This window comes from Streptomyces spiramyceticus (assembly GCF_028807635.1).
Lineage (GTDB): Bacteria > Actinomycetota > Actinomycetes > Streptomycetales > Streptomycetaceae > Streptomyces > Streptomyces spiramyceticus.
In genome coordinates, this window is sequence record NZ_JARBAX010000002.1 from 1,589,161 (window position 1) to 1,602,967 (window position 13,807).

Genomic DNA, 13,807 nt, shown 5'->3' on the forward strand with positions numbered 1-13,807 from the left:
TCAGTACTTCCTGAAGTGCTCGATCAGACGCGAGTAGCTGTCATTGGCATGGCCGCCTTCCACGGCCTTGTTTACGAGGCCGAGTGTGTAGCCGGGGAATTCGGCGTCAATGTTCCGTGCCGTGCTCTCGCGGACCAGGTCCTCGACCGAGGGCCGGTGGTGCTGGAGCGCTCCGTACTGCGTCGCGTACTCACTGCGGTCGACTTCGTCGGCGATCATCGGGAGGGACGTCAGGAGTGCGGCAACGGATGGGCCGGCGTCGTCCAAGAATCGCTTCACCTCGATGCCCTCGCTGGACAACAGGGCGGCTGCGTGCAGGAATCCGTTGAGCGTGCCCCACATGGTGCCGTGCACGGCCATCCCGTACAGGGCCGGTACACCGGCGTCGGCCGAGATCAGGCTTCCCCGGCCACCGATGAGCTGGAGGGTTGGCCGATAGCCGCCGTACACGGCGTCGGAGCCGCCGTAGAAGATCACCGTATCGGCGCCCCCGATGCCCGGAGCGATCGTCATGATCTGCCCGTGGAGGTACTGCGCGCCTTGGTTGTTGACCCACTCGGCCATGGCCCTGGCCTCTGTTGATGTCCCATCCGTGAGGTTGAGCACGGCGCGCCCGGAAAGTGTGTCACCCGACGATTCCAGAACATCGCGGGCCGTGGCATTGCCCTTCACGCTGACGACCACAAGAGGACTTGCGGCAACGGCGTCGCGGACGGTTGCCGCCCGCTCGGCCCCCCTGGCGACCAGGGTGTCGGCTTTCTCCGGCGTACGGTTCCAGACCGTGGTCGGGTGCCCGCCATCCAGGAAGGCGTCGGCGAGTGCGAAGCCCATCTCGCCTAAACCGATCACGGTCACGGCCGGCTGGGCATCGGTTCGTTCTGAGGCAGTGTTCATCAAAGTCGCTCTCTCCGAGGTTGCAGTGGTCAAGCCCGTCCAGGGCCGCCACTGGTGATGCGCGCGCAACGTCACGCTAGAACCTGAACCGCAATTGAGGTCAAGGGACACCTCTGGAAGGTCCGCAGGCACGCAGTCGTACGGCGAGAAGGGGTTTCGGTACACGGGCCCGGCACGGGCTGCGACGGCCCATGTCCAGGGCCGCCGAACTGCGTTTCCTGACCGACTGCACCGGTCCACCGCCGAAGCGTGAGCTGCCCGGGCGGACCGCGGTCGATGCGCACCTCGACGATCGAGCGGATCTTGAGTCACCGGGGCGGCGCCAACAGCGCTCCCCAGAACCTGGAGATCCTGGGGAACACGGATCCGTTCTTGCACGCGCATGTGCGGGCCCGGTGATGTTGGTGGAGCACTTCATCCGAGGCACCGTGGGTGCGCAGGCGGGCGCGTGGTGGTCCGGCCAGGCGTGCAGGAAATCGTGCGGCGCTCAGCGGCACATCCGTGCCACGAGCTCCAGCTCGTCCGCCCATACGGCCACATCCCGCGGACCGATGTGCGGGGCGGCAAGCGACCGTACGCGGAAGCGGTTGTGCGGCGTCGTCTCGTCCGCCTCGCGGATCATCAGGTCCTGCAGCGTCGGCGGGATCGAACGGTCTTTGGTGAAACGCAGATACGTACGCGGCACCCGACCCCACTTGGCCGGCAGCCCCCGGGCGTCGCTGGCCCCGATCGCCGCAGACTCGTCCGGCTCCAGAATGTTGAGGAGCGCTCGCACCTCGGCGTCCGGCCAGTCACTGGCCAGCGCTGCCTTCGCCGCCGCGAAGAAGGCGGGGTCACCCGAGCGCCAGTTGACCCGGCTGACACCGAGTTCCGGCGGCGTCTTGACGCTGGGTATCCAGTACAGGGCGCTGGAGGACGCCTCCGGGGTCGTCATCAGCTGCAGCACCGAAGTGTGCTGCGTCGGGCAGAAAGCGGAGGCGTACACCAAGTGGGAAATCAGCTCGGGCACTTGGTTGGCGACTGCGTTCACCGTCGCCCCACCCAGGCTCTGGCCGACCAGGATCACGGGGCCGTTTCGGTACGCGGCGCGCACGACGCCCACGACATGCGCCGCGAAGTCCGCCAGCGTCACCTTGGCGATCGGCGACGGCTCGGTGCGCAGCCGTTCCAGGTCCTGAGGGGCCTGGTAGGAGACCGGGAAGTATGCGCCGGGCCCGTGCCCGGGCAGGTCGACCGCGATCGCCCGGTGCCCGCGCAGGCCCAGCTCGCCCAAGACCGCAGACCAGCCGTAGGAGTTGCTCCCGGAGCCGTGGACGAGGACGAAGGTGGGCGCGCCGCGCCGCCGTCCGTCCGCGTGCGCGACGGAGGCTCCCGCCCCCACCGCAGCGACCGCCCCCGCCCCGGCCACGGCCGCCTTCAGGACCCCGCGACGCGACCGCCCGCCGGCGCCGACGCTGTCGCTCGTATCGCTTCTGCCGCGCATGTCACTGTCACTCATTCTTTCGACTCTAGGAGTGGCGCACACATGATCGGCTGAATTCGGCCAGCCCCTCTCGATCAGCCCTCCAGAGCCGAGACGCGATGAGGTGCGCCACACCTCAGAGTCGAAACCGGACGGGCCTCGCCGTGGCGGCCACGTCGCAGGCCCCAACTCGCCGCCCAGCAGCACCAGAACACCACCCCTCGCTGCGGGCATGGGCTACCCCTTCGTTGTCTGAGCCGTGCCGGCCTGCCAGTCCCGTTCGATCCCGCGCAACATCGACGGGAACACGACCAGGTGCCGCAGTGGCGCGATCGCGGCCATGTACGCCTTCCCGATCAGACCGTTGGGTTTCACCAGCACGGCCATCTGGCCGCGGTAGCCGCCGGTCTCGTCCTGGACCCAGCCCATGTGGATCACCGCGTGCACGGTCCGGTTGGCCGCCTCCGCCGCCCACTCGTCGTCGGTCAGGTAAAGCGAGGTGAACGGGACACCGCGGAATTCGGGTCCGGGTGGCGCGTCACGGAGGTCCGCCGGCAACCGGTCGCGCAGCGTCGGCACCCGGGAGCCGAGGCCGGCGTCAGGGGCGTCCCAGCCGAGGAGTTTCCCGAGTTTCTAACGGATTGCGAAGAGTGTGCGCGCGACGAGGGAGGGATTGTCCGACGTGTCGCCCGACACGAACTGTTGCACCAGCCGTGGGAAGTCGTCCGGGCCGCCGGGCGTCGACAACGCCCAGACGTCCTCAAGTTGGAAGTCGTGCGTGATCTCGTGGATACGCCAGGGGTGGGAGGTGTGTGCGGTGGCCTGGAGTTTCATGTCGTGGTCCTCCGTGGTCAATGACGTGTGACGGTAAGGGGATCGAGTCCGAGTACGCCGGCGGCGGTGCGGGCCGCGAGCAGCTCGTCATGCCGTACCTGCCCTGCCAGCGCGATCACGGTGCCCTCAAGTGCGCCGACGAAGGCGAGTGCGACGGTTCTGGCCGGCGGGCCGGACGGGATCGTTGCCGCCTTGCGCCCGGCTTTGACCAGGCGCTCGCAGAGCGTGATGAGTGTTGCGTAGCCCTCCTCCACCGAGCGCCCCACCGGGTGGTCCTGCCCGGAGAACTCAAGCCGCAGCGCGATCGCCACCCGCGCGATGTCGCGACGGCAGAAGACGGCGTGACCGCGGGCAAGGGTGAGCAGCGCCGCGACGGGATCCTGCTCCTGCTCGACGAACTGGCCCACCTCCTGGTCCCAGGTTTCGTAGACCCACTCGGTCACGGCCAGGGTCAGGTCCTGTTTGTCCTTGAACTGGTGATAGAGCGCGCCGCGCGTGTACCCGGCGTCCTTGGCCACCTGCTCGAGCACGAGGTTGCCGTAGCCGTAGCGGGACAGGCCCCGCGCGGCCGATTCGAGCAGCGCGGTGCGGGTGCGCAGGCGGCGATCGGCCTGGGTCAACCTCTCCCGTGTCTCGTCACCCATGCCTTGCTCCGTTCACTTGGCCGAAATCTTGCTCGTGATCAACTGCCGTGCCGCCCGCCGATGACCGATGCCGACGACCGCCCAGATGAGTCGAGCAAGCACCGGCCGCTGGTAGTGGAGAACGCTGGTGAACATTCTGAGAGTCGGCTCGACCCGACGCCCCACGAGCACGACGCGCATCAGCGGCAGGGTTGTCTCAAGATGGACCACCTCGGGGCCGGACTCGATGACCCGGAAATCGCCGACCTGCTCTGCCGACTCCGCGGGGGCGCTGCGCATTCCCAGCAGTCTCGCGATCCGGTCCACCCACTTCGGGGTGGAGTCAAGACCCGCCCGGACCCAGGTTTCGGGGGAGTGCGGATCCGGTTCGGACAGACGAAGTTCGAAGGCGTCGGCGTAGTCGTACCGCTGAGCCGTGGCGATCGGGTCGGTCGCTTCGACTTGACGTACTTGTTGCGCCAGTTGGTTCTTCATCTGGCATTCCTCCCTCGGGTTCCAGTCCTTCGCATCATACATACGTACATGCATGTACGTATGTGATTGCGGGGCGAGGGTGTCCTGCCTCAGGCTGAGCGGGTGGCGGTGCCGAGGATGTGGAAGGGTGACGAACCGTGGGAGCGCCTGGTGTCCCGTCTCGTCCGATCTCGCCTACGGCCAACGCTGTGACCTGCGCGGAGGGAGTTTGCGTCGAGACGATGCCGGGCGGTGGCCCTACCTGATACTGCCGGGCATCGAGATCTGGCGCGTCGCAGCGGCTGTAACTCGGATGTCGGAGATTCCTGCTCTCATTGAGAGCAGGAGGTCGCCATGGTTGATACGAAAGTCGTCGTCGAGCGGCGGATCGCCGCGTCTGCCGAGCGGGTGTGGGAGGCGCTCACCGATCTCGACGGCATGCCGTCGGTGCTCAGTGGTGTGGACCGGGTCGAGGTCCTCACCGAGGGCCCGTTCGCCGTGGGCACACGCTGGCGCGAGACCCGGCGGATGTTCGGCAAGCAAGCGACCGAGGAGATGCGCGTCACGGCGTGCGAACCGCCCTCCCGCTACGTGGTCGAGGCCGATTCGCAGGGTACTCACTACATCTCGGAGTTCGCTCTGTCCCCTGGCGAGCCGCGTGCCACCACGGTGCGGATGACCTTTGCCGCAGTACCACCCGGAGGCTTCGCCGGTCTGCTCGCCAAGCTCCTCGGCCCCCTGGGAGCCAAGGCGGTGGCCAAGGCCGTGGCGAAGGACCTCAGCGACGTCGCTGCCGCCGTGGAGCACTCCGCACCCTGAACCGGTCGCGATCTCGCGCGATCGATGGTGCTGCCCGCCCCAGAGCCCCCGCCCGGAAGGGGTGCAATCGCCCATGTGAACCTGCGTACTTCTGAGGAACCTGGGAGGGGGCAGGCGAGGCCGTCAAGGAATCGGACCGGAGGGTTCAAACCTTGTGTCCGTCCGTCCCGCGCGTGAGGTCGCAGAGCCCCTGCGCTGCCTCATCGAGTGGCGGTCGAGACCAGGCTGGGCGAGTACGCGCCGCGGGCGACGAGATCCGGCTCGCCGGTGCCGTCAGCAGGAACGGACCAGACGTCCGAGGAACCCTTCGCAGCGGCCGGAAGGGCATAGGCGACCGTCCAGTCGTCCAGCCACGCCGCCTGGTCGTCGACGCTGCGGGTCTCGGCCAGCGGGGTCTCGCGCATCGTCTTCAAGTCGAGGACATGCAGCTGCCACGGATCCTGGGCGCCCGCACGGACGCGCTTCTTGTAGGCGATGCGGGTGCCGTCGGGGGACTGCACCATTCATCTGTTCGGGGTCCAGGAGTGCCCCGATCCGGCCTGGCAGTACCGGTCCGCGATCGTCAGGAGCAGTTCCCCCAGTTCTCGGAGCGCTTGCTGTGGCTCGCTGTCCAGCCGTGCCTCCGCATTGCGCAGGACTGCGACGACCTGACGCTCGTGCGCCCGGAGCGCCTTGCGGCGGTGCGACAACCGAGGCACGGAGCTGCGGTGTCTGTGGGCGGCCCGTAGTCCCTGAGTGACGGCCCCGAGGCGCCGGGAGGCCCGGCGCAGCGCAGGGCCCTGCTGCTCGCCGCCCGCCGCGTAGGCAGCGGCGCACGCCGAGATTGCCTGGGCGAAAGAGATCCACAGCGACCGCAGGTAAGACATGGTGAGTTGGTCGTTGTGCCGACCATGGGGAGCGGGTGCTGGACCGTGCTGGGCCCCAAGACCGCGTCTTCAGAAGAAATCCCGCGGGTGAGTGAACCTGGCCCGCTCTTTTTCCGTCTGAGAGACGGAGTGAGTAATGCGCAAGCCGGCGGAATGGCAGCCTTCAACCGTGGAATTGAGCTCGCATCTTTGACGTGCTCACACGGGTGCTTCTAATGTGAGTCGGCGTCACAACACCTGGTGTGCGCAAGCTCATTGACGAGCCCCGCCGGCTCATCGATTAGGCATGCGTGCTGCCGCGGTGTCATTTCACGAATCGGAGACACCCCCCATGCGAATACCCTTCTTGCGCCTCCAGTCGAGGCAGATAACCGCCGCCGGTATGGCGGCGGGCGTGGCTCTCAGCCTTTCCATATCGGCCGCAGGTACGGCCCAGGCGGCCCCGGCGGCGAAGGACGGGGGCCGGCCCGGCGCCTACATCATCGGTGGCGTTGAGAAGCCCAACGGTTCCTACCCGTTCATGACCGCGCTGCTGAACAAGGGCAACGGCAGCCCGGTGGACCGGCAGTTCTGCGGCGGCAGCCTGTTGTCCCAGGATGTCGTGATGACTGCCGCGCACTGCGTCGAAGGCACCAAGGCCAAGACCATCGAGCTGACGGTCGGCCGTACCCTGCTGTCGAACAAAAGGCAGGGTTCCCTGCGCAACGTGTCCGACATCGTCGTGCACCCCCGCTACGCCAAGGGCCAAGAGGCGTACGACATGGCGTTGCTGGTGCTGGACAAGCCGGTCAGGGGCACCGCTCCGGTAGTGCTGCCGACCCAGGGCACCGACGCTCTGATCCGCCCCGGTGCCTCGGCCACGGTCGCCGGCTGGGGCAACACCAACACCGAGATCCCGTCGTTCCCGGACCGGCTGCGCGCGGTGAACGTGCCGGTGCTCTCGCACATCGAATACAAGGCGAGCTATCCCGGCTACGACAAGCGGGTCAATGTCTGCGCGGGTGTCGAGGGCAAGGACTCGTGCCAGGGCGACAGCGGCGGTCCGCTGTTCCGTAAACTTCCCGGCCGTCAGGGCGTCTATCAGATTGGCATCGTGTCGTACGGAGACGGCTGCGCGGAGCAGGGGGCTCCGGGCGTCTACACCTACACCGGCTCAGCCAAACTGTGGAACACGCTGGATGAGTCCGCCAAGGGCAAGAAGGTAAAGCGGCTGCTCGGGCGCTGACCCACTGATCATTGGTTGCCTGGCTCTGCTGCTGCAGGGCCAGGCAACTGGCGTACGTGGCCGCAGCCCGCGGCACGCCTGTTGATACGAAAGCGGCTGCCGCAGCGTTCATCTGTTCCGGGATGTGCGCCCGAACCGATTCTTCTGATCCGCCCGTGACACCGCTGCAGTACAGGCCCTCACCAGCGAGGTCACCAGCGAGTGTTCCGTCTCCTCCAGCTCCCGTACGGCCGGCTCGAAACACGTAGGTGCGATCTTTCAGCGCTCGAGACCGAACAAGACGGCTGCCGCGCACGTACTGGACGTACAAGCAAGCCGGTACGGACGAGATGACGGATGAAGGACGGACGAGATGACCGCAATCACCAGAAGCGTGTGGACTTGGCGGAGTCGCGGGAGCGTCGCTCTGCTCGTCTGTGGTGCGTTGGCCGGCGGGGGACTCGCAGCTGCCGGCGTGGCCGTGCTGGAGCCGCAGACGGCGACCGCCTCCAGCCACCGGGAGGCCCCCCTGATCTCGGGGCAGCCCCAGTTCGACAATACGGACGTGTACGCGTTCGTCAGCCCGGACCATGACGACACGACGACTCTGGTGGCGAACTGGCTGCCGTTCCAGGAGCCGGCGGGCGGCCCGAACTTCTACACCTTCGCCAACGACGCGCGCTACGACATACACATCGACAGCGACGGTGACGCCCAGGACGACCTGCTGTACCGGTTCACGTTCAAGGACCACCGCAAGAACCAAAACACCTTCCTCTACAACACGGGGGCGGTGGAGAGCCTGGACGACCCGGACCTCAACTTCACACAGACGTACGACATCGAACTGCTGCGGCTCGAGCACGAGAAGGTCGTCTCACGGCACAAGGTCGCGAAGAACCTTCCGGTCGCCCCGTCGAACGTCGGCAAGGCGTCGATGCCCGACTACCAGAAGCTGCGCGACCAGGCGGTGCAGAAGGTCCCCGGTGGGCTGAAGGCTTTTGCCGGTCAGGCCGACGACCCGTTCTTCCTCGATCTGCGGGTCTTCGACCTGCTGTACGGCGGTGATCTGTCGGAGGTCGGGAACGACACACTCAAGGGCTACAACGTCAACACGATCGCCCTGCAGGTGCCGAACACGTACATTCGCGAGTCGGAGAAACAGCCGGTCGTCGGCATCTATGCGACGACGGAGCGCAAGAGCGCCTCCGGCGGCTGGACGCGGGTGTCGCGGCTCGGTATGCCGCTGGTCAACGAGGTCGTCAACCCGGTGAAGGACAAGGACAAGTTCAACGCGTCCTCGCCCGAGAACGACGGGGATTTCCTGAAGAACGTCACCGAACCGGAGCTGCCCAAACTCATCGAGGGCATCTACAAAATCAAGGCTCCGGCCGAGCCGCGCAATGACCTCGTCTCGGTGTTCCTGACCGGTGTCAAGGACGTCAACCAGCCGCCGAATGTCACACCGTCGGAGATGCTGCGCCTCAACACCTCCATCAAGCCGGTCGCAGAGCCCAAGCGGCTGGGTGTACTGGACGGCGACAACGCGGGCTTCCCGAACGGGCGACGTCTGACGGACGACGTGCTGGACATCGCGCTGCAAGCCGTCGAGGGCGAGCTCGTCGGTTCGAAGAACGACCTGGGTGACGCCGTCGACGCCAACGACAAGGAGTTCGGCCGTAGCTTCCCGTACGTCGCCCTGCCCACCTCCGGTTCCGACGGCAAGAAGGCGGCGGAGGCAGACACCAAGACGGATGCCACGGGCCTGACCGGCGGACTGTCTCCCATCACTGCGTCGTGGGACGACAACACGGTGATGCTCGTCTCGGCGCTGTCGGGGGCTGTGAGCGTGCTGCTGATCGGCCTCGGCATGGCGTACGTGCGCTCTCGGCGTCAGCCCGCACGCCGGTCCTGGCTCGGCTGACGTCCGGCCATGGAGCGCGCATCCGGCGGCTCGGCCCTCTCCTGACGGACGAGCAGCGTAGTCCGTCAGCCCCACGGCGCGGCCGGGCCACCCCACAGAGAAGACCCGTGAAAACCGAGGAAGGCGAGACCGATGCTCGTACGGAAGCCGCAGTTCATGCGATGGCATGAGCGAGGGCATGGGCCGCGACGGCGGCGGATCGCGGCAGTCGTGGCGGTGGCAGTGGGGCTCACCGCCACCTCGGTCGCGATCGGGGCCGACGGCGGCTCGGGCCGGTCCGGGCGGGCCGCGCCCACTCTCGCGGCGGACGCGTCCGCCGAGCGGCTGACGGCCGGAGACCTCGTGCAGGGCATCGACGCCCTGCACGAGCACCTCCAGGGGCAGCCCAAGGACGCGACAGGCTGGGCGACGCTGGGCGCGGCGTATGTCGAGCAGGCGCGGACCAGCGGTGATCCGACGCGGTATCCGCAGGCGGAGAAGGCGTTCGGGCGGTCTCTGAAGCTGCGCCCGCCCGGCGAGAACGATGCGGCGCTCGCCGGCCGGGCGGCGCTCGCCGCCGCCCGGCACGACTTCGAGGCGGCCCTGCGTCAGTCGGACCGGGCGCTGCGCGTGAACCCGTACAGCGAGCGGGCGCTGTGCAGCCGGGTCGACGCCCTGGTGGAACTCGGTCGCTACGACGAGGCGTTGCGAGCGGTTGAGCTCGCCGACCGGCGCCGGCCCGGCATTCCGGTCTTCACCCGGTACGCGTACGTGCTGGAGCTGCGCGGCGACGCGAAGGGGGCACGCCAAGTGCTGCTGCGTGCGCTGGACTCCGCGTTCACTCCCGCCGATGTGGCGTACGTCGCCACGTCGCTCGGCCAACTGGCTTGGTCGCAGGGGCAGTACAGGCGAGCACAGGGCCATTACGCGACGGCGGTGCGCGCCGATCCGCAGTACGTGCCGGCGCTGGAGGGCCGCGGGCGTGCGTATGCCGCACAGGGGGAGACGAAGCGAGCCCTGAGTGATCTCCAAGAGGTCGTACGGCGATATCCGCTGCCGGGTCAGCTCGCCGCACTCGGTGAATTGCATGAGGCGGCCGGGCAACGCAAGCAGGCCGAGGAGCAGTACCGACTTGTCGGTACGTGGACACGGCTGGCCCGCGCCAACGGCGTCGCCACCGATCTGGAATCCGCTCTCATCGAGGCAGACCACGGCGACGCCGCTCAGGCGTTGAAGTCGGCGCGCGCCGAATGGTCCCGCCGGGAGACTGTCCACACGGCGGACGCGCTCGCCTGGGCGCTCCACGCGAACGGCAAGGATCAGGACGCCCTGACGTACGCGAAGAAAGCGACGGCCGGGACCCCCGGCTATCGGAACGCTGTGTTCAGCTTCCACCGGGGCATGATCGAGCACGCCCTCGGCGACGACACGGCGGCACGCCGGTATCTGCGCGCCGCGCTGGACCTGAACCCGGGCTTCTCGCCGACTGCGGCGCGCGAGGCGAAGTCCGTGCTGTCCGAGCTTCGGGGGGAGTCATGAAACGCCGTACCACCACCGTTTCCGCTCTCGCCACGCTGGTGGCCGGAGCGGCCTTGGCCCTGCTCCCCGCCCATGCGGCGCAGGCACACCCCCTGGGGAACTTCACCGTCAATCAGTACGACGGTCTCCTCGTCGCTCCGGGGAAGCTGAACGTGGACCATGTCGAGGACCTGGCGGAAATTCCGGCCGCCCAGGAACAGAACCGCATCGACGCCGACGGAGACGATCGGCTGGCGTCGGCCGAACTGTCGGCATGGGCCCGGACGCGGTGCGACGCCGCGGCGCAGGGCGCCCAGCTGGTGATCGCCGGCGGGGCGTCACAGCGTGGGAAGACCGCCCCCGTCTCGGCGGGAAGCGCGAAGGCGCAAGTACGGCCGGGGCAGGCCGGGTTGCAGACGCTGCGCGTAATCTGCGAGCTGACGGCGCCGCTGCCCCGTGCCGAACGAATGCGACTGGCGTACCGGCCGGCGAGTGTCACGACCGGAGCGGGGTGGCGGGAGATCACCGCGCGAGGCGACCGGATGACGCTCTCGGGCACGGACGTGCCGGGGGACTCCGTCTCGCGGCGGCTGACCGTGTACCCCGGCGATCCGCTCTTCACACCGCCTGACGTGCGGTCGGGCGCCTTCACCGTCCGTCCCGGCGGGCCGGCACTCGCCGGGAGTCAGGACGAGAAGAGCGGTTCCCCGACCGCCGGCGTGCTGCCGCGCGGGGCGGACCGCTGGGCCCAGACGCTGACCGGTCTGGTGGCCCGGCACGAACTGACCGTAGGTTTCGCGGCACTCGCGCTCGGCGCGTCTCTGCTGCTGGGCGCGCTCCACGCGCTCGCCCCGGGGCACGGCAAGACGATGATGGCGGCCGCCGCCACGGCCGGTGGCCGAAGTTCTCTGCGTGACGTGCTGGCCCTCGGGATTTCGGTGACCATGACCCACACCCTGGGCGTCTTCGCGCTGGGTGCTCTGATCGCCGCGGGATCGGCGGCCGCGCCCACCGTCGTCTCCTGGCTGGGTGTTGCGAGCGGCACGTTGGTCGCGGGCGCCGGCGCGCTGCTGCTCCGGAAGGCGTGGCGACAGCGTCATCGCCCCCACGGGCACAGCCATGGCCATACGCACGGCCATACGCACGGGCATGCCCATGAGTACGACCGGACCCTCGCGGACCACCGTCATGAGCACGGCACGGCGAGTACTCACTCCCACAGCGAGGACCACGGGCACGGCCACTCACACTCCCACGTCCCTCCCGCTCCCGGCCTCCGCGGGGTCATCCTCCTCGGCTTTGCAGGCGGACTGGTCCCGAGCCCGTCCGCCGTCCTCGTCCTGGTGGGCGCGGCCGCGCTCGGCCAGGCCTGGTTCGGCTTTCTGCTGGTCCTGGCGTACGGAGCCGGGCTGGCGCTCACACTGACGGGGGCCGGGTTCGCGGCAGTGCGGTTGAGTGAGACCACAACACGCAGGCTGACGCTTCGGCCGCGAGGCCGGTTCTTTTCGATTGCCCAACGCGCGGCCCCACTCGGCACGGCCGCCGTTGTATTCGCGCTGGGGTGTGGATTGTTGCTCAGAGGGGCTGCGACAGCGCTCAGTTGAGGCATCGTGGACAGGCGGGGACGGCGGGGACGGCGGGGACGGCGGGGACGCGCCGTGGGCACGGCGGCCGGGAGACGGAGCGCCGACCGCCGTAGGCATCGACCTGTCACCGCCGCCCGGCTTCAGCCCCAGACTTGGGAGTACTGCCTGCGATAGCTTCTGCGGTCATGAGCTGACCGGATCCAACGGGTGGCCATCAGACCGAGAAGACTTACAGCGACAACCAGCAGTCCCGGCATGAGAGTCCGCAGGGTGACAATTCCGTCAGGCAGTGTCACACCCTCTACCACCCCCGGTACGGAGGTTCCGGCGGCAGCCGGTGGCGAGGCTGCGCCGCTACCCTCTTCGGCCGCTGTGGTGGCGCCGGCCACGCTCACTCCGAGGGCTGCCATCGCCGTGGTCGTCGGCTGGAAGTAGGTGAGACCACCGGTGGTGCAATCCCCGTTGCCGCCCGAGGTCACGCCGAGTGCCAACCCCTGAGCGAACAGCGGGCCACCGCTGTCGCCCGGCTCGGCGCAGACCGTCGTTTCGATCAGGCCCGTCACCGTACCCTCGGGAAAGTTCACCGTCGCGTTCAACGCGGTCACCCGGCCTGAATGCACCCCGGTGGTACTGCCACTGCGGAAGACCTGTTGGCCGACGAACGGATCGGCGGCCGCGGTGATCCGTACCTCCCGGCCACCACCGATCCCCACTACGCTCCTGCCACTGGAGGCGTCGCCGTTCTCGTACTTGACGAGGGAGAAGTCGCTGCCGGGGAAGGTGCTGGCCGTTGTGGTACCGACCCGCCCGGAGCCCTGCGCGTCCTGGAACCAGGCGGTGCCGAGAGAACCGCAATGCCCCGCCGTCAGTATGAAGTTGTTCCGGCCGTCGGTTACGTTGAATCCTGCGGAGCAGCGCCCGCCGTCGGCGAAGACCGGGGCGCCACCACTGACCCTCGTGGTAAAGGACCCCGTGGTCCGTTGCATGTGTACGAAGCTGCCGATCTGATCGGCGAGGCCGGTCATACGTGACCAGTCCCCGGCCGAGACGGTGCTGTCGGCATGCACGACGACCTCGTTGGACGCGTAGTCCACCACCCATGCGGTGCCGGGCACCCGGGGGGCAGCTCGCAGAGCATCCGTGGCCGAGCGGAGCCGGCGCATGCTGTGGCTGACAAGCTTGGCGCGTGCTCCCGCCTGCCCGACCTCGACCGCCGCTTCCGCGTCGGTCACTGCGACGACCGGGCGCCCGTCGGAGCCGATCCAGCTACCGGCGGTACGGGATGTGCCGAGCCGTGAGACGAGACTCGCGCCCAACTCGGCGGGCTGAACGGTGACGCCCTTGTCCGCTCCACGAGCTGATGGCTCGCTCGCGATCGCGGTGGTCATCATCAGACCGCCGCAGAGCACTCCGCCGACGGCTGCCAGCCGTGCCAGCCCCTGCAGTCTGCGTCGTGCGTGCCTCATCAGTCACCCTCAAAGCCGTTTCGACACGACGTCACCGACGTCGGGAGCCGCGGGAGGCGGCCCCCTCTACATACGAGTCGTCATGAGGCCCTGTTCACTCACACCGGCCAGGTCGGCCAAGCACGTCGCTGAACGCCGCCTCACCTCCGTCCGTATAC

At 68.3% G+C, this 13,807-nt stretch carries 12 protein-coding genes and 2 pseudogenes; 5 read left to right on the top strand and 9 right to left on the bottom strand.

Annotation, left to right across the window (positions count from 1 at the left end; translation table 11 throughout):
* The 6 genes and pseudogenes from PXH83_RS30660 to PXH83_RS30680 all read right to left on the bottom strand — a co-directional run bounded on the left by PXH83_RS30660 (position 1) and on the right by PXH83_RS30680 (position 4,308).
* On the bottom strand, positions 1-894 hold the full coding sequence (locus tag PXH83_RS30660) for an NAD(P)-dependent oxidoreductase (RefSeq protein ID WP_274564774.1): 894 nt from the start codon (positions 892-894) through the stop codon (positions 1-3).
* Between the two features lie 487 nt (positions 895-1,381).
* Positions 1,382-2,392 carry an alpha/beta hydrolase gene (locus PXH83_RS30665; RefSeq protein ID WP_274564775.1) on the bottom strand — a complete coding sequence of 337 codons (1,011 nt, stop codon included), beginning with the start codon at positions 2,390-2,392 and terminating at the stop codon, positions 1,382-1,384.
* A gap of 201 nt (positions 2,393-2,593) precedes the next feature.
* Positions 2,594-2,977 (bottom strand): annotated as a pseudogene (locus PXH83_RS32635) (DUF2867 domain-containing protein); the annotation flags it as partial.
* Between the two features lie 12 nt (positions 2,978-2,989).
* Entirely contained in the window at positions 2,990-3,211 is a 222-nt protein-coding gene (locus PXH83_RS32640; RefSeq protein ID WP_420803269.1) for a hypothetical protein, read from the bottom strand.
* Positions 3,208-3,834 carry a TetR/AcrR family transcriptional regulator gene (locus PXH83_RS30675; protein WP_274564777.1) on the bottom strand — a complete coding sequence of 209 codons (627 nt, stop codon included), beginning with the start codon at positions 3,832-3,834 and terminating at the stop codon, positions 3,208-3,210. Before PXH83_RS30675 ends, PXH83_RS32640 begins: the two co-directional genes overlap by 4 nt.
* A gap of 12 nt (positions 3,835-3,846) precedes the next feature.
* Complete coding sequence (locus PXH83_RS30680; protein WP_274564778.1) at positions 3,847-4,308, bottom strand: DUF2867 domain-containing protein; 462 nt, start codon at positions 4,306-4,308, stop codon at positions 3,847-3,849.
* Positions 4,309-4,641: 333 nt separating this feature from the next.
* Between PXH83_RS30680 and PXH83_RS30685 the strand changes: the two genes are divergently transcribed.
* A complete protein-coding gene (locus PXH83_RS30685) occupies positions 4,642-5,106 on the top strand; it encodes an SRPBCC family protein (RefSeq protein ID WP_274564780.1) in 465 nt (154 codons plus the stop codon).
* A 200-nt stretch (positions 5,107-5,306) separates the two neighbouring features.
* On the opposite strand, the pseudogene PXH83_RS30690 reads toward PXH83_RS30685, so the two are convergent.
* Positions 5,307-5,600 (bottom strand): annotated as a pseudogene (locus PXH83_RS30690) (TolB-like translocation protein); the annotation flags it as partial.
* Positions 5,601-5,609: 9 nt separating this feature from the next.
* Positions 5,610-5,972, bottom strand: a complete 363-nt coding sequence (locus PXH83_RS30695) for a hypothetical protein (RefSeq protein ID WP_274564781.1) — start codon at positions 5,970-5,972, stop codon at positions 5,610-5,612.
* A gap of 331 nt (positions 5,973-6,303) precedes the next feature.
* On the opposite strand from PXH83_RS30695, the gene PXH83_RS30700 reads away from it, so the two are divergent.
* The 4 genes from PXH83_RS30700 to PXH83_RS30715 all read left to right on the top strand — a co-directional run bounded on the left by PXH83_RS30700 (position 6,304) and on the right by PXH83_RS30715 (position 12,201).
* Positions 6,304-7,197 carry a S1 family peptidase gene (locus PXH83_RS30700; protein WP_274564782.1) on the top strand — a complete coding sequence of 298 codons (894 nt, stop codon included), beginning with the start codon at positions 6,304-6,306 and terminating at the stop codon, positions 7,195-7,197.
* A 352-nt stretch (positions 7,198-7,549) separates the two neighbouring features.
* On the top strand, positions 7,550-9,100 hold the full coding sequence (locus PXH83_RS30705; RefSeq protein ID WP_274564784.1) for a DUF4331 domain-containing protein: 1,551 nt from the start codon (positions 7,550-7,552) through the stop codon (positions 9,098-9,100).
* Between the two features lie 210 nt (positions 9,101-9,310).
* A complete protein-coding gene (locus PXH83_RS30710) occupies positions 9,311-10,618 on the top strand; it encodes a tetratricopeptide repeat protein (RefSeq protein ID WP_338054742.1) in 1,308 nt (435 codons plus the stop codon).
* On the top strand, positions 10,615-12,201 hold the full coding sequence (locus tag PXH83_RS30715) for an urease accessory protein UreH domain-containing protein (RefSeq protein WP_274564785.1): 1,587 nt from the start codon (positions 10,615-10,617) through the stop codon (positions 12,199-12,201). The genes PXH83_RS30710 and PXH83_RS30715 overlap by 4 nt, the downstream gene beginning before the upstream one ends.
* 122 nt (positions 12,202-12,323) lie before the next feature.
* On the opposite strand, the gene PXH83_RS30720 is transcribed toward PXH83_RS30715, so the two are convergent.
* Positions 12,324-13,649: a S1 family peptidase gene (locus PXH83_RS30720; protein ID WP_274564787.1), complete on the bottom strand. Its 1,326-nt coding sequence runs from the start codon at positions 13,647-13,649 to the stop codon at positions 12,324-12,326.
* Positions 13,650-13,807 lie beyond the last annotated feature (158 nt).

Bases quoted from the DNA above. Each gene is read 5' to 3' on its own strand.
- PXH83_RS30675 (WP_274564777.1), bottom strand. From the start codon at position 3,834: ATGGGTGACGAGACACGGGAGAGGTTGACCCAGGCCGATCGCCGCCTG.
- PXH83_RS30705 (WP_274564784.1), top strand. From the start codon at position 7,550: ATGACCGCAATCACCAGAAGCGTGTGGACTTGGCGGAGTCGCGGGAGC.
- PXH83_RS30660 (WP_274564774.1), bottom strand. From the start codon at position 894: ATGAACACTGCCTCAGAACGAACCGATGCCCAGCCGGCCGTGACCGTG.
- PXH83_RS30680 (WP_274564778.1), bottom strand. From the start codon at position 4,308: ATGAAGAACCAACTGGCGCAACAAGTACGTCAAGTCGAAGCGACCGAC.
- PXH83_RS30720 (WP_274564787.1), bottom strand. From the start codon at position 13,649: ATGAGGCACGCACGACGCAGACTGCAGGGGCTGGCACGGCTGGCAGCC.
- PXH83_RS30715 (WP_274564785.1), top strand. From the start codon at position 10,615: ATGAAACGCCGTACCACCACCGTTTCCGCTCTCGCCACGCTGGTGGCC.
- PXH83_RS30700 (WP_274564782.1), top strand. From the start codon at position 6,304: ATGCGAATACCCTTCTTGCGCCTCCAGTCGAGGCAGATAACCGCCGCC.
- PXH83_RS30665 (WP_274564775.1), bottom strand. From the start codon at position 2,392: ATGAGTGACAGTGACATGCGCGGCAGAAGCGATACGAGCGACAGCGTC.
- PXH83_RS30685 (WP_274564780.1), top strand. From the start codon at position 4,642: ATGGTTGATACGAAAGTCGTCGTCGAGCGGCGGATCGCCGCGTCTGCC.
- PXH83_RS30695 (WP_274564781.1), bottom strand. From the start codon at position 5,972: ATGTCTTACCTGCGGTCGCTGTGGATCTCTTTCGCCCAGGCAATCTCG.